The following is a 16,683-nucleotide window of genomic DNA, read 5'->3' as shown; positions in this document are numbered from 1 at the left end:
CTTACGCCCGCGCCGGCAGTTCGAGGTCCAGGGCATGGGCTTCCACGTAGTCCAGCGCATGCCTGACTGCGCCGACCGTCACGATTGAATCGCCCAGGGGCGACGCCGTGACCCGGGGGACCGTGGCGGTGAACCGGGGCAGCCGTTCCATGATGCCCGGGAGCAGCAGCCCCGCTGACTCGGCCACGGCGCCGCCGATCACCACCTGCTCGGGGTTGGCCATGATGGCCACCGAGGCGATCACCCGCGCCAGGCGTTCTGCCAGCCTGTCCATGACGACGACGGCGGCGGGGTCACCGGCTGCCGCGGCCGCGAACACTTCACGGGCTTCGACGGTGGGCGGTTCCCCGGGCCTGGCAAACCACTCGCGGGCGAGGTAGGCGATGCCGTCGGCGCTGCCCACGCCCTCGATCATGTCCAGGTAGCCCATCTCGCCCGCGGCCCCGCTGTGTCCGTGCAGCAGCCGGCCGGATTCGATGATGCCGGCGCCCATCCGCTCGCTGGCCAGGATGACCACCAGGTCGTTCACGCCGGTTCCGGACCCCCGCCAGCGTTCACCCAAGGCGGCCAGGTTGGCGTCGTTTTCCAGTAGCACCGTCCAGCCATGGCGTTCTGCAAGGGCGGTGCGCAGCCCGACGTCGAACTGCCGCCAGAAATGCCTTGTCAGCAGGACGTTGCCGTCCCGGTCCACGGGCGCTGCCAGGCCGGCGGTCACCGCCAGGACAGCGGCCGGGCTGGTCCCTGCCTCGGCCAACGCCTCACCGCACGCCTGGTTCACCACATCGATCCGTTCGCCGGCCGGAATCTCGGCGCTTCGGAAGGAGCGGCCTGCCTTGCCCACAATGGTTCCGCGCAGGTCTGCCACCACCGCAGTGGTGGTGGCAGCGCCGATGTCGATGCCCACAACGAAGCCTGCCCGGGGGTTCAGCTCGAAGCGCCGGGCGGGCCGGCCCTGCAGCGACCCGGGCTCGCGGCCGGAGTCCAGCTCGCTGATCCACCCCCGGCGGAGCAGGTCTTCGCACACGGCAATCACGGAAGCCCTTGTCAGGCCCGTGGCAGCCATCAGGTCGGTGCCGGTGGCCACCCCGGTGCTCCGCAGGAAGGCCAGGGCGGCGTGGGCATTGACCCGACGCATCATCTGGGGCGTGGCCGCACCGCCTGCTTTCATGTGATCTTGACCTTCCGATACCCGGGACCGATAATTGATGGTGAGTATATTTAGATTCTATCTAAATTGCTTCCCCTGAGCGTAACCAACACCAAATGACCACGGCCGAGACCTCCGAAGGATTCCCTTGCCCAACACCGCCACGCTGGCAACCCTGTCCGATTCAGACCGCATGAGCGATCCCAACTGGTGGCGCCAGGCCGCCGTGTACCAGATCTATCCGCGCAGCTTCTCCGACTCGAACGGCGACGGCATCGGAGACATCAAGGGCATCACGGCCAGGGTTCCGTACCTGAAGGAACTGGGGATCGACGCCGTCTGGCTCAGCCCGTTCTACCCCTCGGCCCTCGCTGACGGCGGCTACGACGTGGACGACTACCGCGATGTGGACCCCAAGCTCGGTACGCTGGCGGACTTCGACGAAATGGCCGCCGCGCTTCACCGGGCCGGAATCAAGCTCATCGCCGACATCGTCCCCAACCACTCCTCCAACAGGCACGAATGGTTCACGGAAGCCCTCGCTTCCCCGAAGGGCTCCGCTGCCCGCGACCGTTACATCTTCCGCGACGGCAAGGGCCCCAACGGCGAGTTCCCGCCGTCGGACTGGGATTCAGTCTTCGGTGGCCCTGCCTGGGAGCGCATCATCGAGCCTGACGGAACCCCGGGCCAGTGGTACATGCACATCTTCGCCAAGGAGCAGCCGGACCTGAACTGGTCCAACCGGGAAGTCCGCGACGACTTCCTGAGGACCCTGCGCTTCTGGTCCGACCGCGGCGTTGACGGCTTCCGCGTGGACGTGGCCCATGCCCTCACCAAGGACCTCACCGAACCGCTGCTGTCCAAGCTGGAACTGAGCGCCGCCAACACCGGCGTGGACGGCTTCGACGACGGCACCCACCCTTTCTGGGACCGCGACGAGGTGCACGAGATCTACACCGAATGGCGCGAGGTCTTCAACGAATACAACCCGCCGCGCACCGCGGTGGCCGAGGCATGGGTCCACGCCACCCGGCGCGCCCGCTACGCCAGCCCGGAAGGGCTGGGGCAGGCGTTCAACTTCGACCTCCTCCAGGCCGATTTCGACGCCGAGGAGTTCCGCGAAATCATCACCCGCAACCTCGCCGAAGCGGCAGCTACCGGTGCTTCCTCGACCTGGGTGTTCTCCAACCACGACGTCGTGCGGCACGCCACGCGCTACGGCCTGCCGCAGTTCCCCAAGGACAGGACCAAGAAGCACGCCAAGGGCCAGGACGGCAAAGACTGGCTGCTGGCCGGCGGTCCGAAAGAGGAGCTGGATGTGGAGCTCGGTGAGCGCCGCGCCCGCGCAGCCACCCTGCTGATGCTCGCGGTTCCGGGTTCCGCCTACCTTTACCAGGGCGAGGAGCTGGGCCTGCAGGAGGTGGCGGACATTCCCGACGCCGAGCGGCAGGACCCCTCCTTCTTCCGGAACAAGGGCGTTGAGGTGGGCCGGGACGGCTGCCGCGTGCCGCTGCCCTGGAACGTCGAGGGGACCTCCTTCGGTTTCGGCGACGGCGGCGCACACCTCCCGCAGCCGGACTGGTTCAGCAAGTACGCGGTAGAGGCACAGGACGGGACCGAGGGCTCCACCCTGGAGCTGTACCGCAAGGCCCTCAAGCTGCGCCGGGAGCTCCAGGCCAGTGAGGAACTGACCTGGGTCCCCACGGCCAACTCGAAGGTCCTGCATTTCAGCCGTCCCGGTGGCTGGCAGTCAGTGACCAACTTCGGGGATCTCGCCGTCGAACTGCCCGCCGGTACCGTCCTGGTCAGCAGCGCGCCGCTGGAAGACGGCAAGCTGGCCGCCAACAGCACCGCCTGGCTGCGCTGACATAGCTGAATTCCCAAGCAGGTGGCGGGGCCCGGCCGGGCCCCGCCACCTGCGCGTCTGCCGCGGCTCGGAAAGAGTCATGAAAGAGTGAAGCAATGACTGAACACACCGCCCCATCGTCCGCGCAGGAGCTCATCTACGGCTGCATGGGCCTGGGTGGCAGCTGGTCCGACGAACCTCACGGCGCCGACCACGTCGACGAGGCCGCTGCCGCCATCGAGGCCGCGCTGGAGATCGGCATCACCCTGTTTGATCACGCCGACATCTACCGCAGGGGCAAGTCCGAGGCCGTGTTCGGTGAGGTCCTCGCGGCCACGCCGGGCCTCCGCGACCGCATCCGGCTGCAGACAAAATGCGGGATCCGGCTGGGCGAAAAGGGAATCCCCGGGCACTATGACCTGAGCCGGGACGCCCTCCTGGAGCGGGTCGGCGGCAGCCTGGCGAGGCTGCAGACGGACTTCGTGGACGTGCTCCTGCTGCACCGCCCCGATCCGCTGACTGACCTCGGGGAGGTGGCGGGCGCCGTCGGGCAGCTGATCGCCGAGGGCAAGGTACGCGCCCTGGGCGTGTCCAACATGTCCGGCGCGCAGATCCAGGCGCTGCAGGACCGGCTGGAAGTACCCATCCTGGCCAACCAGCTGGAGATGAGCCTGCTCAAGCGTGCCTGGCTGGAGAGCCAGGTGCTGGTGAACCATCCGGAGTCGCTGGATTACGGCTTCCCGCACGGAACGCTCGAATACTGCGCCCGGAACGGCGTCACGTTGCAGGCCTACGGCGCGCTGGCGCGCGGACTGTACACCGGTGCTGCGCCGGAAGATCCGACGACGGCTGAGACGGCCGCCGCAACGCTGGTGGCGGAACTGGCCGGGAAATACGGCACCACCGGTGAAGCAATACTGCTGGGATGGCTGATGAAGCACCCTGTGAAGATTTCGCCCGTGATCGGTACGGTCAATCCGGCCCGTATACGGGCCTGCGCGGACGCCACCCGGATAGCGGAGGCACTGACCCGCGCCGAATGGTACGGGCTGTGGATCGCCGCCCGGGGGAGCAGCATCCCCTGATACGTGACGCGGCACGCCCTTATTGGTCGTATTGGTCACCAGTGGGCGCTATCGCTTAGCGCTGGCGGTGCCCTGCCGGATACGGTAGATACATGACGTCAACCATCGCCACCGAGACCGTACGGCCGGAACGCAATATCCCAGCAGAAATCGCCCGTTCATGGCTCCTGGTGAACGCAATGAAAACCGAACTGTTCGGCCAGTCCGCCGCCTCGCGCGCGGATTCGATCATCCTCGATATCGAGGACGCCGTAGACCCTTCGCAGAAGGACCAGGCCCGCGGGCACGTCATTGACTGGCTCAGCGGCGGCGGCCAGGCGTGGGTCCGCATCAACGACGCCACCAGCCCGTTCTGGGCCGACGACCTCGCCGGACTGCGCGGAACCCCCGGCCTGCTCGGCGTGATGCTCGCCAAGACCGAATCCGCTGACCAGGTCACCGAGAGCTTCCACCGGATGGACGGCAAGACGCCCGTTATCCCGCTGGTGGAATCCGCCGTCGGGATCGAGGAAGCCAACAACATCGCCAAGGCGCAGGGCGCGTTCCGCCTCGCGTTCGGTTCCGGTGACTTCCGCCGCGACACCGGAATGGCTGCCACTGCCGAGGCCATGGCCTACCCGCGCGCCAAGCTCGTGGTCGCCAGCCGGGTCGGAAACCTGCCCGGTCCGATCGACGGGCCCACCGTGGGCACCAACCACCCCATCCTGCGCGAGCAGACCGGCATCACCGTGATGATGGGCATGACCGGAAAGCTGTGCCTGGCCATCGACCAGACCCCGGTAATCAACGAAGTCATCAGCCCCACGCCGTCCGACGTCGCCTGGGCCACCGACTTCATGGCCGACTTCGAGGCCAACGGCCGCGTCATCCGCGACGGCTCGGACCTGCCGCGCCTGGGCCGCGCCGAGAAGATCATGAAGCTCGCCGTGGCCTTCGGGGTCCAGCCCGCACTGTAACGCCTCACCCGCAACGCGGGGTCACTCAACGCCCGATCCCGCCGTCGGATTGGGCGTTATGTGACCCCGCGTTGCTGTTGCTGGGCACGAAGTACCTCGGGCCGCGGGGCTCGGTAGACTGTCCCGGTGCTCAAAGAATTCTGGGAGTCTGCGCCCACCTCGTACAAAGTCCTGGTTTTCAGTGCCATGGGCCTCATCGGCGTCGGGCTCATCCTGAACATTGCGGGCAACACCGGCAACAACCGGGACCTCGCCGTGGCGTCGCTGGCGGTCATCGGGCTGGGCCTGGTCCTGCATATTGTCGGCCTGGTGGTCCGCGGCCAGGCGATCCGGAAGAACCTCAGGCGCTAGCGGCGGCCGCGTTCCTGCTCACATGGCTGCGGGCGTGTTCCACAGCGGCCGGAAGGTCCTCGAACAGGTGCTTGTGGTGGCGGAGCGAGCGGATCACGCCAACGTTGGTCACCAGGGCCAGATGATCGGGCCGGACTCCCTTCAGCAGGACCGTGATGCCGCGCAGCTCCAGGGCGGCTATGACCTCCACGAGCGCATGGGCTCCGGTGGCGTCCAGCATCCTCAACTGGGAGAGCCTGATGATGGCCACCTGGACGTCCCGTACCTGGCTGATCTCCTGGAGGATACGCTCCGCGGCGCCGAAGAACATGGCACCATCGAGCCGGAAGACGGCAATATGCTCGTCACCTGCGGCGCGTGGCCCGGAAATCTCCTCGCGCTGCACACTGCTCAGCGAAGCGAATTTCCGCAGGGTGAAGAGGGCCGCGGCTGCCAGCCCGATCTGGATCGCAATGATCAGGTCGAAGGCTACCGTGATGATTGCCGTGAGGATGAAGACAGCGGCATCTGACCGCGTTGACCGCAGGATCGCCGAGACCGTCCGCCGGGACACCATTCGTGTAGCCGTGACCATCAGGACCCCACCCAGGGCCGCGAGCGGAATCTCTCCCACCAGCCCGGCGGCCAGGTAGACAATGCCCAGGAGCACCACGGCATGCACCACCGCGGAGAGACGCGTCCTGGCGCCGGAGCGCACATTCACGGCCGTCCTGGCGATGGCCCCCGTGGCCGGCATTCCGCCGAACAGGCCCGCGGCAATGGAGGCCAAGCCCTGGCCTGTCAGCTCGCGGTCGGGGCTGTAGGGGCCGCTGGGGGTTCCGTCCGGTCCCGCCATCCCGCCCGCCACGCGGGCCGACAACAGCGATTCGATGGCTGCGAGGGCTGCAATCGCGACGGCGGGCATCGCCAGCGCGCCCATGGAAGCCAGGTCCATGGCGGGAAGGGAGGGCGACGGCAGGGAATGCGGCAGCGCGCCGATCCGGGGCACGGCAAGCCGCAGGAGTCCGGCAGCCGCCGTCGCGAGGAGCACGGCGAGCAGGCTGGCCGGGAGAGCCCGGAAATACTTCTGGACCAGGACCATTACGACGGCGACACCCGCCACGATTGCCAGCGTCAGCAACACTGTGGGGGACTCCGCCCCGGACGCCGCTTCGATGGCCGCCAGCAGGGTGTTGTGGCCCGGGGTGCCCGCCGTGCCTGTGGCCAACGGAACCTGCTGGAGGAAGATGATGGCGGCAATGCCGAGGGTGAACCCCTCCACCACCGGCCAGGGAATGAAGGCCACCGCCTTGCCCAGTCCGCTGATGCCCAGGATGCAGACCATCAGCCCGGCCATCACCGAGACCAGTGCCACGCTTCCGGCTCCGTACACCGCCACTACCGGAGCCAGCACCACCACCATCGCTCCGGTGGGACCCGATACCTGGACATGCGAGCCGCCCATGACCGCAGCCACCAGTCCTGCCACGATCGCAGTGATGAGCCCGGCCTCGGCACCCACGCCCGAGCTCACGCCGAACGCCAGCGCAAGCGGCAGCGCCACAATGCCCACCGTGATCCCGGCCAGCAGGTCCGTCCGCCAGGAATGCCGGAGCCCGGCGTAGTCCGCCCGGGACGGCAGGAACCGCGTGAGCCCGCGGGAACCGGAACGCAGGGCCGTGCTCACGAGGCGGACCCGGCCGACAGGTGCCCGGCCGGCAGCTGCTGCGCCAGCCGGAGCTGTTCGTTGGAGCCGGCGAGGCTGTCCAGCAGGAAAGTGCGCGCGATGGCCAGCAGTTCCGATATGCCGGGGTGCGCCAGACTGTAGGTGACAGCGTTCGCCGTGCGCACCGACGTCACCACTTTGTGCTTGCGCAAGGTAGCCAGGTGCTGGGAGAGATGGGAGGCCTCAAGCCCGGTTTCCGCGAGCAGGTAGCTGACAGGGGCGGTGTTCTCCGGAGCCGCAGCCAGCAGTTCCAGGATCCTGATCCGCGCAGGGTGCGCCAGCGCCTTGAAGAGGTTGGCTTTGATCTCGTACAGCGGGGCCTGGGCGGCGGACAACATGACTGGCTCTCCTCTGCGGCGCCGGACCGGGCCACTTGATGGAATGATAAATCCATCATATCAGTGCGACACAAGGCCCTTCCGGCACAGCCCAAAGGATAGGCTTGGAGCCATGACTATCAATCCGGATCTGCAGGGCCGCAGCTACCCTGCCGCAGAGGTGTACGACGTCGGCCGCGAGAAGATCCGCGAGTTCGCCCGCGCCGTCAAGGCCACCCACCCCGCCCACTTCGACGTCGAGGCCGCCAAGGCCCTGGGCCACCGGGACCTCGTGGCGCCCCCCACGTTCGCCATCATCATTGCCCAGCGCGCCGATGCCCAGCTGATTGAGGATCCGGAGGCCGGCATCGACTTCTCCCGCGTGGTCCACGCAGACCAGCGCTTCACCCACCACCGCCCCATCATCGCCGGCGACCGGCTGGTTGCCGAGCTGCACGTCGACGGCGTCCGCGCCATGGGCGGCGGTGCCATGATCACCACGCGCTCCGAGATCTTCGCCGTATCCGACGGCGGCAACTCCGACGGCGGCAGCGATGGCCGCGAGCCGGTCACCACCACCACCTCATCCATCCTGGTCCGCGGAGAGGGACAGTAACCATGAGCCCCACCTTCAGCGAACTCACGGCCGGCCAGGACATCGGCAGCCGCACCATCGAGGTCACCCGCACCGACCTGGTCAAGTACGCCGGTGCCTCCGGTGACTTCAACCCGATCCACTGGAACGAGGCCTTCGCCACCGGGGTGGGATTGCCCGGCGTGATCGCCCACGGCATGTTCACCATGGGTGCCGCGGTGCAGCTGGTGACCGACTGGGCAGGCGACCCCGCCGCCGTCGTCGATTTCCAGACCCGTTTCACAAAGCCGGTCCCGGTGACTGATACCACGGGCACCCCGGAACCCGGGGCCACCATCGAGGTCAGTGGCGCCATTGGAAAGCTCGACGCCGACGCCGGCACCGCCCGCGTTGACCTCACCGTCATCTCGGCGGGCCAAAAGGTCCTGATGAAGGCCCAGGCCGTCGTCAGGGTGTCCTGACCCGCCCGGAGTCTGCGACCACCCCGGCGGCGACTGCTGCCGAGGTCATGCGCTGGCGCAACGCCGTCGTGGTGGCCTATGGCGCCAGCGGAGTGGCCTTCGCGTCGTGGGTGTCACGGCTGCCTGCGATCCGCGACGGCTTGGATCTGACTCCCGGCAACATCGGGCTGCTTCTGCTCTGCATGACGCTGGGATCATTCCTGTCCGTATCCGCCTCCGGGCTGATTGTGCTGCGGCTGGGCTCCAGGCTGACCATCCGGACCGGCAGCCTCATGGTGGGCGCCGGGCTGGCCATCACCGGCTTCGGTACGTCCGTGCTGGCCAATCCCGTGGCAGTAGCAGTGGGGCTGGCCGTCATCGGCCTCGGCACGGCCAGCTGGAACACCGCGTCCAACGTGGAGGGCGCGGCCGTCGAACGGGCCGTGGGCCGTCACATCATGCCGCGTCTCCACGGGGCCTTCAGCCTGGGCACCGTGGCAGGCGCCGGGCTGGGCGCGTGGGCGGCGGCAGCGTCGCTTCCGGTGTTCTGGCATTTGGCCGCGGCGGGCGCCGTCGTGGCAGTTTCCGTGACGACGGCGGCAGCATGGTTCCGCGCCGATATCACCCCGGTGGCCGGCGAACGCACTTACGTTCCGGACAACTTTGAGGATCCTTCCACGGGCCCCATCGCCATCATCGCCCCGGGCACCCGGCCGCTGGAAGGCTCCGACGTTCAGGCCGACACCGTTCAGCGCCGCAATGTTCCGCTGGACAACAAACGCAAGATCGCCGAGGCGTGGCGGGACCGGCGCACGCTCCTGCTCGGGGTGATGGTGCTGGGACTTGCCTTGGCCGAGGGAGCCGCCGGCGACTGGGTGGCGCTGGCGCTTGCCGACGGGCATGGCCAGTCGGATGCCGCCGGGGCAGCTGGCTATGGGCTGTTCGTGACCTTCATGACCATCGGCCGGTTCGCCGGGACGCTGGTGCTTGACCGCTTTGGCCGGGTCCCCGTGATGCGCTGGTGCGCCGCGCTGGCCGTGTTCGGGCTGGGCCTGTTTGTGTTCGCCCCTGTTCCCTGGCTCGCGTACGTGGCCCTGGCCATTTGGGGACTCGGCGCCTCCTTGGGCTTCCTGGTGGGGATGTCTGCCGCGGCGGACGATCCCGCTAAAGCAGCGGCGCGCGTCTCGGTGGTCTCCACCATCGGTTACGGGGCGTTCCTGTGCGGGCCGCCGCTGCTGGGCCTGCTCGCTGAACATGTGGGCATCCTGCACTCCCTGCTCTCGGTGATGGTCATGCTGGCGGTTAGTTTCGTGCTGTCGCCGGTGGCACGAAAAAGTCCGTCGACGCCACTGCGTTAAGCTGGGACGGTGACCCAAACACTGCTCTCCCACCTGACCACGTCCGCCGTCGGAGGCCCTGCCGGCACCTTCATCGAGGCCAGGACCGAGGCGGAGATCATCGACGCCGTCCGTTCCGCCGATGCCGCGGGTGAGCCGCTGCTGATCATCGGGGGCGGGTCGAACCTGCTGATTTCCGACGACGGGTTCCCCGGAACAGTGGTCAAAATTGCCTCCGAGGGGTTCACGGTCAACGCGGAGGACTCCTGCGGCGGCGTGTCCGTGGTGGTGCAGGCCGGACACAACTGGGATGCCGTGGTGGAGCATGCGGTCCTGCATGCGTGGTCAGGCATCGAGGCGCTGGCCGGAATCCCCGGCCTGACCGGAGCCACGCCCGTCCAGAACGTGGGTGCCTACGGCTCCGAAGTCTCCCAGACCATTGCGGCCGTGCGCACCTGGGACCGGACGCGGAACGCCGTGCAGACCTTCACCAACTCGGAGCTGAAGTTCGGGTACCGGGATTCCATCCTCAAGCAGACCACGGTGAACGGGTCGCCCCGCTACGTGGTGCTCACCGTGGAGTTCCAGTTGCCGCTGGGCCGGATGAGTGCTCCCATCCGCTACGCCGAGCTGGCCCGCTCCCTGGGCGTGGAACAGGGCCAGCGTGCGTACGCCAACGACGTCCGCCGCGAAGTGCTCAGGCTGCGCACCTCCAAAGGGATGGTGTGGGACGCGGCGGACCGTGACACATACTCCACCGGCTCGTTCTTCACCAACCCGATTGTCCCCGCGGATGTGGCGGCAGCCCTGCCTGAATCGGCGCCCAAGTACCCTGCCGGTCAGGACGGGCTCGTGAAGCTGTCAGCAGCCTGGCTCATCGACCAGGCAGGATTCGGCAAGGGCTACGGGCTGGAGGAGACCAGCGCCTCCGGCGGACGGGCTTCCCTGTCCACCAAACACTCCCTGGCAATTACCAACCGCGGCTCGGCAAGTGCCAAGGACATGCTGGCGATCGCGCGCGAGGTGCGGGCCGGCGTCGTCGAACGCTTTGGCATTGAGCTGCAGCCGGAACCGCTGCTGATTGGCCTGGCGCTGTAGTTCCTCGCGGACATCGGGCGGAGACGGCGGACTTCGGGCGGACGAGGGCCAGCTGGCGGATGAGGGAGTGAGTGGCATGGCGTCAAACCGGATCAGCCGCAGGCTCGTGGGCAGGCTCCGTCTCGCCTCCCAAGGACTGCTGGGCCCCGGGCTGGGCTCGGTTCCGGACGCGGTCCGCTGGATGACGGCCTCCCAGGCGCAGGATCTGCAGGCGGCGCTGTGGGCAGTCGGTGCACGGGTTCCGGGTGCCGGTCTGAGTGATGTCAGGGTTGCGCTGGACAGCGGCAGCGTGGTGCGCTCCTGGCCGATGCGCGGAACGCTGCACCTGGTGGCGCCGGAGGATCTGCGGTGGATGCTGGACCTCACCGCTGAACGCCTGACCCGAAGCATCGCCGGCAGGCACCGTGAACTGGAGATCGCCTGGACGGACATCGAAAAGAGCCGCGACGTCGCCCTGGAGCATCTGGCGGGCGGCGCTGCCTTGAGCAGGGCGGAACTTTTCGCCGTCTTTGAGTCGGCCGGACAGCCCACCACCGGCCAGCGCGGGATCCACATCCTGGGGACACTGTGCCGGCACGGCTGGCTGGTCCAGGGGCCCCTGGCCGGAAACCAGCAGCTGATGGTGGCATTCGAGGACTGGATTCCGGTTTCGCGGAAGCTTGGGCGCCAGCAGGCGATGGCCGAGTTCGCACTCCGCTACTTCCGCAGCCACGGCCCGGCCACCCTCCGCGACTTCGCCTGGTGGACCCAGCTTCCCCTGACCGAAGTGCGGGCCGCGTTCGAGCAGGTCCGCGGACAGCTGGTGGAGCTGGAGTTCGAGGGTACAAGCTTCTGGATGTCGCCGGAGACGGCGGCCCTGCTCGACGACGGCGTTCCGGGCCAGCGCTCCGTCCACCTGCTCCCGGGCTTCGACGAGTTTGTGCTCGGCTATACGGACCGGAGCATGGTCCTGGCACCGGAGCACGCCAACAAGATCGTCCCGGGCGGCAACGGTGTGTTCAAGAAAACCGTGGTGGCCGGGGGAGAGGTGATCGGCACGTGGGCCCGCGAAGGCACCAGCCGGAGCGCCGCCGTCGTGCCCCAACTCTTCGACGAAGCCAGACCGCTCGGGCCGGGTGCCCAGGCTGCCTTCAACAAAGTCGCAGACCGCTACCTCACGTTCCTCACCACCTGACAAAAACCAACGCGGGGTCACTTACGGCCCTTCCGCGGCTGCGGATCGGGCGGTAAGTGACCCCGCGTTGGTGTGTTGCCGGGAGGAGTGCTAGAGGTTCCCGGTGGCGATGTTGAGCATGCGGCGCAGCGGCTCCGCGGCACCCCAGAGGAGCTGGTCGCCCACGGTGAAGGCGCTGATGTACTGCGGGCCCATCTCCATCTTGCGGATACGGCCCACCGGGATGTCCAGGGTGCCCGACGCGGCCACGGGGGTCAGGCCGGCCATGGAGGCTTCCTTGGTGTTCGGAATAACCTTGGCCCACTCGTTGTCATCAGCGAGCAGCTTCTCGATCTCGGCCACGGAGAGTTCCTCGCGCAGCTTCAACGTCAGCGCCTGCGAGTGGGAGCGCATGGCGCCGATCCGGATGCAGAGCCCGTCCATGATCACGTGGTTCTCGTCGGAGGTGCCCAGGATCTTGTTGGTCTCAACCCCGGCCTTCCACTCTTCCTTGGACTGTCCGTTGCCCAGGTCCGCGTCGATCCAGGGGATCAGGGAGCCGGCCAGCGGCACGCCGAACTGGGTGGCGTCGATGCTGGTGCGCTGGTGGGCAAGGACCTTGCGGTCGATTTCGAGGATGGCCGACGCCGGGTCGTCCAGTTCGGAGCTGACCTCAGCGTTGAGAGTGCCGAACTGGCTGAGCAGTTCGCGCATGTGCCGGGCGCCGCCACCGGAGGCCGCCTGGTAGGTCATGGAGGTGCCCCACTCGACCAGGCCGTTCTTGAACAGCCCGCCCAGACCCATCAGCATGCAGGACACGGTGCAGTTGCCGCCGATGAAGTCCTTGGTGCCGTTGACCAGGCCCTTGTCGATGACGTCGCGGTTGATCGGGTCCAACACGATGATCGAGTCGTCATTCATGCGCAGCGTGGAGGCGGCGTCGATCCAGAGGCCGTCCCAGCCGCGGCCGCGCAGCTGGGTGTGGACGCGCTTGGTGTAGTCGCCGCCCTGGGCGGTGACAATAATGGGCAGCTTCGCCAGGGTGTCGACGTCGAACGCGTTCTCGAGTTTGCCGGCGCTGCCTTCTGCTGTTCCAGCAAGTGTCGGCGCGGCACCTCCAGCGTTCGAGGTGGAGAAAAATACCGGGTTGATCTTGGCGAAGTCGCCCTCGTCCTGCATGCGCTGCATGAGGACGGAGCCCACCATGCCGCGCCATCCGACCAGGCCGACGGAAGGGGTAGCTGCTGTAGTCATTCGTACAGTTTAGACTTCGGAACCGGCAGGGCGCAGTCGGTTACGTCACTGCCAGGAACGTACGACGGCGGCGCGGCGTGTGGCTGGGCGGTCACCGATGGTCGTGGTGTTCTTCTCCCGGAAATGGACGGGTGCTGTCCGGAAAGTTTTCCCGGGTGATCTCAATCCCGGACGGGTTGTCTTCGAACCAACTGCGCGCAGTGTCGTCAGACAGGGCGAAGCGGGGTTTGGGCTGCCCTTTCAGCCGCCGTAGTTTCGAGGCCCGCCACTCCCTGCGCAGGTTGCGGATTCCCAGCAGCCACCCCCCGGTAAAGAGGGCTGTGCATACGAGCGCCAGCAGGCCGAGGATGAGGTTCAGGCTGAGCACAGCGGCAATCAACAGAAGGGGTGCGACGATGGCCGGTATGGTCATCAGGATCGTTACAACGTAGGTGCCGGTGGTGGTGTGGACGGTGTAGTTACCCGATGGCTGCGCTCCGCCAATACCCCATTCATCCCGGCTATAGGCGTGGACTGTCCGTTCCATCCCCGTGGCGTAAAAGTAGGGACGCTCCGCGAAGGTCAGTGGCTGCGTGGGGTCAGCCTTCAAGGGGTGACCCCGTTTCGGACCTGAACTCCGCCGGGGCGGCACTGCTGCGCCAGCGCGTCCGGAGTTCGGCGACTTCGGCGCCCCACATAGTTCCCGCCACAAGGCATCGTCCCCCCAAATGTCAGCAGCAAATATTCTTCCGGCTGCATGCATAACCCTAATAGTGCAGCAATGAGCCGGCGATGGGCTGTGCTCCCCATGCGCCGCTGACCTGCTACTTCCGGCTGGACTCCTCGAGCACCGCAGCTTTGCGCGCCCGTACAGCGAAGAAGGCGCCGAACGCGAAGACCTGGGTCACTATCACCAGCACGATGGCGCCGGCGATCTTGTTGCCGCCCAGGATCATGGTCAGCCCGACGATCGCGGAGAGCAGCGCAAGCAGCGGAAGCAGCATGTAGCCCAGCACGAACAGTGTTTCCGGTTTTTTCAGCATTTTCAGCCCTGTGTCCTGACCCATTTGGTGAACCTGTAGCGTGTTCCGTTGGCCGCCGTCAGCCAGCCGTCCGGCGGAACGGAGGCGGCGGCTTCCCAGGTCTCATCGAGCTCCGGGGCGTAGGTGTCGCCGGTGGCTTCCACGTCGATGGTGGTGACCACGGCGACATTGGCGAGGTCGGTGGACTGGCGGAAAACCTCGCCGCCGCCCAGGATCCATACCGTCTCGCCGCCGTCGACGAACTGGGACTCCAGCAGCGCGTCGTCCAGGGAAGGGACGACGACGGCGCCCTCAGCCTCGGGCGTCCCGCCCCAGCCCTTCTGGCGGGTGATCACAATATTTGTCCGGCCTGGGAGCGGCCGGTACTTCTCCGGGAACGAGAGCCATGTCTTGCGCCCCATGATCACCGGACGGCCCATGGTGAGCCTGTTGAAGTGCTTGAGGTCTTCGGGCAGGTTCCACGGCATGTCGCCGTCCTTGCCGATCACTCCGCCGGAAGTCTGTGCCCACACGAGGCCGACGCCGGTGACGGATGCGGCCAGCTCTTCCGCGAAGGACTGCGGGTCTGCGGTGTTCTCGGTGCTCATACGGCGATCGGAGCCTTAATCGTGGGGTGGTGCCGGTAGTTCAGCACTTCGAAGTCCTCGAGGGTGTAATCGAAGATCGACTCCGGCTTCCTGGTGATCTTCAGCTGCGGGTAGTCATAGGGTTCACGGTCCAGCTGCTTGAGGACCTGGTCCATATGGTTCTCGTAGATGTGGACATCCCCGCCGGTCCAGACGAACTCACCCGGTTCCAGGCCGACCTGCTGGGCGATCATGCACGTGAGCAGCGCGTAGGACGCGATGTTGAACGGCACGCCGAGGAACATGTCGGCTGAACGCTGGTACAGCTGGCAGGAGAGTTTGCCGTCGGCAACATAAAACTGGAAGAACGCGTGGCACGGTGGCAGGGCCATGTCCTGGAGCTCGGAGACGTTCCACGCGGACACAATGTGACGGCGTGAATCAGGGTTGGACTTCAGGTTCTCCACCAGCTCGGCGATCTGGTCGATGTGGCCGCCGTCCGGAGTGGGCCAGCTGCGCCACTGGACGCCATAAACAGGCCCGAGTTCGCCGTCCACGTCAGCCCACTCATTCCAGATGGTGACACCCTGGTCCTGCATCCACTTCACGTTCGACTCGCCGCGCAGGAACCAGAGCAGCTCCACCGCGACGGACTTGAAGTGGACCCGCTTGGTGGTGATCAGGGGGAAGCCCTTGGAAAGGTCGAAGCGGATCTGGCGGCCAAAAACGCTGGTGGTGCCGGTTCCCGTGCGGTCGGATTTGTGCGTGCCGTGGGTCAGGACGTCGCGGAGGAGGTCTTCATAGGGCGTCGGTATGCTCACGCCACAAGTCTACCGGGGCTAATCGTCGAAGGGTTTGAACTGCTCCACTGCCACGATGCGGTTTTTACGGCCCGCCGCCACGTGGCAGACCAGCAGCTCTCCGGGCGACAAATACGGGTCCGAGGAGGGCAGGAGGGTCCGAAGCCGCGGTGCCATGTGCTTGCCAAGCTGGGCGAGCACGGTGGGCAGGGCTGGCCGGTGAGTGCAGACGGCGACGGCCTGCTGCTTGTCCAGGAGCGCGGCGATCACGGCAGCTGTTTTCTTGGGGGTCCGGTTGTGGCGGTGTTCAGTAAGCGCATCCACAAGCTTGACCTTTGCCCCGGTCGCCCTCGAGTAGGGAGCCACCGTTGCCACGCAGCGCCGCCACGGGCTGGTGACCACACGGGGCGGCCACCATGCCTGGAGCAGCCGGCCCACCGCCTGCGCCTGCCTGGTCCCGGTTGCGGCCAGGGGCCGTTCACCTTCTGCCTTGGACCAGGACGAACGGGGTTTCGCCTTTGCATGACGCACAAGAATGAACGGCCAGGTGTTCAGTTCGTCCCTTGCATGGGCGGCCTGCAGGTGTTCCAAGGGGACGACGTCGGAGGGGTTGGACAGCAACCGGGCGGCCTTTTCCGGGGCGCACCACATGATGCTGTCAACCTCGTTGCCGTCGGGGATCAGCCGGGCGCCGTTGGCATGGACGGCCCAGTAATGGACCACCTTGAGTCCGGATGCCACCCGGTAGTGGATAGGCGGCAACGGGATGCCAAGGGATGCGGACAGGCCGATCTCCTCCAGGACCTCGCGCGCCGCGCACTCCGGAATCGTCTCGCCGTCGTCGATTTTTCCTTTTGGCCAGGACCAGTCGTCGTACCGCGGACGGTGGATCAGGAGGACCTCAAGGCCGTTCGAGTTAACGCGCCACGGAACCGCGCCCGCGGCGACCACCGCGACCGCTTCGCCGGGATGGTCCGTCTGGTCCGGTACCAGGGTGTCGCTCACCAACGC

Annotated in this window: 18 protein-coding genes; 9 read left to right on the top strand and 9 right to left on the bottom strand. The window is 67.0% G+C overall.

The window, feature by feature from the left end; genetic code table 11:
• Window position 1: 1 nt before the first annotated feature.
• Entirely contained in the window at window positions 2–1,168 is a 1,167-nt protein-coding gene (locus ABIA70_RS03960; RefSeq protein ID WP_354146258.1) for an ROK family protein, read from the bottom strand.
• A gap of 127 nt (window positions 1,169–1,295) precedes the next feature.
• On the opposite strand from ABIA70_RS03960, the gene ABIA70_RS03955 reads away from it, so the two are divergent.
• The 4 genes from ABIA70_RS03955 (at window position 1,296) to ABIA70_RS03940 (ending at window position 5,385) form a co-directional block, all read left to right on the top strand.
• On the top strand, window positions 1,296–3,014 hold the full coding sequence (locus tag ABIA70_RS03955; RefSeq protein WP_354146257.1) for a glycoside hydrolase family 13 protein: 1,719 nt from the start codon (window positions 1,296–1,298) through the stop codon (window positions 3,012–3,014).
• A gap of 95 nt (window positions 3,015–3,109) precedes the next feature.
• Complete coding sequence (locus ABIA70_RS03950) at window positions 3,110–4,078, top strand: aldo/keto reductase (RefSeq protein WP_354146256.1); 969 nt, start codon at window positions 3,110–3,112, stop codon at window positions 4,076–4,078.
• 92 nt (window positions 4,079–4,170) lie between these two features.
• Window positions 4,171–5,034 (top strand): HpcH/HpaI aldolase/citrate lyase family protein, encoded by an 864-nt coding sequence (locus ABIA70_RS03945; RefSeq protein WP_354146255.1) that lies wholly within the window; start codon window positions 4,171–4,173, stop codon window positions 5,032–5,034.
• Window positions 5,035–5,160: 126 nt separating this feature from the next.
• A complete protein-coding gene (locus tag ABIA70_RS03940; RefSeq protein ID WP_354146254.1) occupies window positions 5,161–5,385 on the top strand; it encodes a DUF3188 domain-containing protein in 225 nt (74 codons plus the stop codon).
• Here the strand turns inward: ABIA70_RS03940 and ABIA70_RS03935 are convergent.
• Window positions 5,375–7,051: a SulP family inorganic anion transporter gene (locus ABIA70_RS03935; protein WP_354146253.1), complete on the bottom strand. Its 1,677-nt coding sequence runs from the start codon at window positions 7,049–7,051 to the stop codon at window positions 5,375–5,377. The two genes, ABIA70_RS03940 and ABIA70_RS03935, sit on opposite strands and share 11 nt — an antisense overlap.
• On the bottom strand, window positions 7,048–7,428 hold the full coding sequence (locus ABIA70_RS03930) for an ArsR/SmtB family transcription factor (RefSeq protein WP_354146252.1): 381 nt from the start codon (window positions 7,426–7,428) through the stop codon (window positions 7,048–7,050). The genes ABIA70_RS03935 and ABIA70_RS03930 overlap by 4 nt, the downstream gene beginning before the upstream one ends.
• 112 nt (window positions 7,429–7,540) lie before the next feature.
• On the opposite strand from ABIA70_RS03930, the gene ABIA70_RS03925 reads away from it, so the two are divergent.
• The 5 genes from ABIA70_RS03925 (at window position 7,541) to ABIA70_RS03905 (ending at window position 12,051) form a co-directional block, all read left to right on the top strand.
• A complete protein-coding gene (locus tag ABIA70_RS03925; protein WP_354146251.1) occupies window positions 7,541–8,023 on the top strand; it encodes an FAS1-like dehydratase domain-containing protein in 483 nt (160 codons plus the stop codon).
• Between the two features lie 2 nt (window positions 8,024–8,025).
• Window positions 8,026–8,463: a MaoC family dehydratase gene (locus ABIA70_RS03920; RefSeq protein WP_354146250.1), complete on the top strand. Its 438-nt coding sequence runs from the start codon at window positions 8,026–8,028 to the stop codon at window positions 8,461–8,463.
• 47 nt (window positions 8,464–8,510) lie between these two features.
• Window positions 8,511–9,800 carry an MFS transporter gene (locus ABIA70_RS03915; RefSeq protein ID WP_354146249.1) on the top strand — a complete coding sequence of 430 codons (1,290 nt, stop codon included), beginning with the start codon at window positions 8,511–8,513 and terminating at the stop codon, window positions 9,798–9,800.
• Between the two features lie 9 nt (window positions 9,801–9,809).
• The gene (locus tag ABIA70_RS03910) at window positions 9,810–10,877 is read left to right on the top strand and encodes a UDP-N-acetylmuramate dehydrogenase (protein ID WP_354146248.1); all 1,068 of its coding nucleotides are present in this window, start codon (window positions 9,810–9,812) and stop codon (window positions 10,875–10,877) included.
• Between the two features lie 76 nt (window positions 10,878–10,953).
• Window positions 10,954–12,051 carry a winged helix DNA-binding domain-containing protein gene (locus ABIA70_RS03905; protein ID WP_354146247.1) on the top strand — a complete coding sequence of 366 codons (1,098 nt, stop codon included), beginning with the start codon at window positions 10,954–10,956 and terminating at the stop codon, window positions 12,049–12,051.
• Window positions 12,052–12,141: 90 nt separating this feature from the next.
• On the opposite strand, the gene asd is transcribed toward ABIA70_RS03905, so the two are convergent.
• The 6 genes from asd to ABIA70_RS03875 form a co-directional block, all read right to left on the bottom strand.
• Window positions 12,142–13,284 (bottom strand): aspartate-semialdehyde dehydrogenase, encoded by a 1,143-nt coding sequence (gene asd, locus ABIA70_RS03900; protein WP_354146246.1) that lies wholly within the window; start codon window positions 13,282–13,284, stop codon window positions 12,142–12,144.
• A gap of 91 nt (window positions 13,285–13,375) precedes the next feature.
• Window positions 13,376–13,873 carry a hypothetical protein gene (locus ABIA70_RS03895; protein ID WP_354146245.1) on the bottom strand — a complete coding sequence of 166 codons (498 nt, stop codon included), beginning with the start codon at window positions 13,871–13,873 and terminating at the stop codon, window positions 13,376–13,378.
• Window positions 13,874–14,087: 214 nt separating this feature from the next.
• A complete protein-coding gene (locus ABIA70_RS03890; protein WP_354146589.1) occupies window positions 14,088–14,306 on the bottom strand; it encodes an NF038396 family protein in 219 nt (72 codons plus the stop codon).
• A gap of 2 nt (window positions 14,307–14,308) precedes the next feature.
• The gene (locus ABIA70_RS03885) at window positions 14,309–14,893 is read right to left on the bottom strand and encodes a dihydrofolate reductase (RefSeq protein WP_354146244.1); all 585 of its coding nucleotides are present in this window, start codon (window positions 14,891–14,893) and stop codon (window positions 14,309–14,311) included.
• On the bottom strand, window positions 14,890–15,693 hold the full coding sequence (locus ABIA70_RS03880) for a thymidylate synthase (protein ID WP_354146243.1): 804 nt from the start codon (window positions 15,691–15,693) through the stop codon (window positions 14,890–14,892). The genes ABIA70_RS03885 and ABIA70_RS03880 overlap by 4 nt, the downstream gene beginning before the upstream one ends.
• 18 nt (window positions 15,694–15,711) lie before the next feature.
• The gene (locus ABIA70_RS03875) at window positions 15,712–16,680 is read right to left on the bottom strand and encodes an NUDIX hydrolase (protein WP_354146242.1); all 969 of its coding nucleotides are present in this window, start codon (window positions 16,678–16,680) and stop codon (window positions 15,712–15,714) included.
• Window positions 16,681–16,683: the final 3 nt, after the last annotated feature.

It is taken from the genome of Arthrobacter sp. 754, assembly GCF_040548695.1.
Classification (GTDB): domain Bacteria; phylum Actinomycetota; class Actinomycetes; order Actinomycetales; family Micrococcaceae; genus Arthrobacter.
Note: the sequence above shows the minus strand (reverse complement) of the source record. Positions and strands in the feature narration are given on the sequence as shown.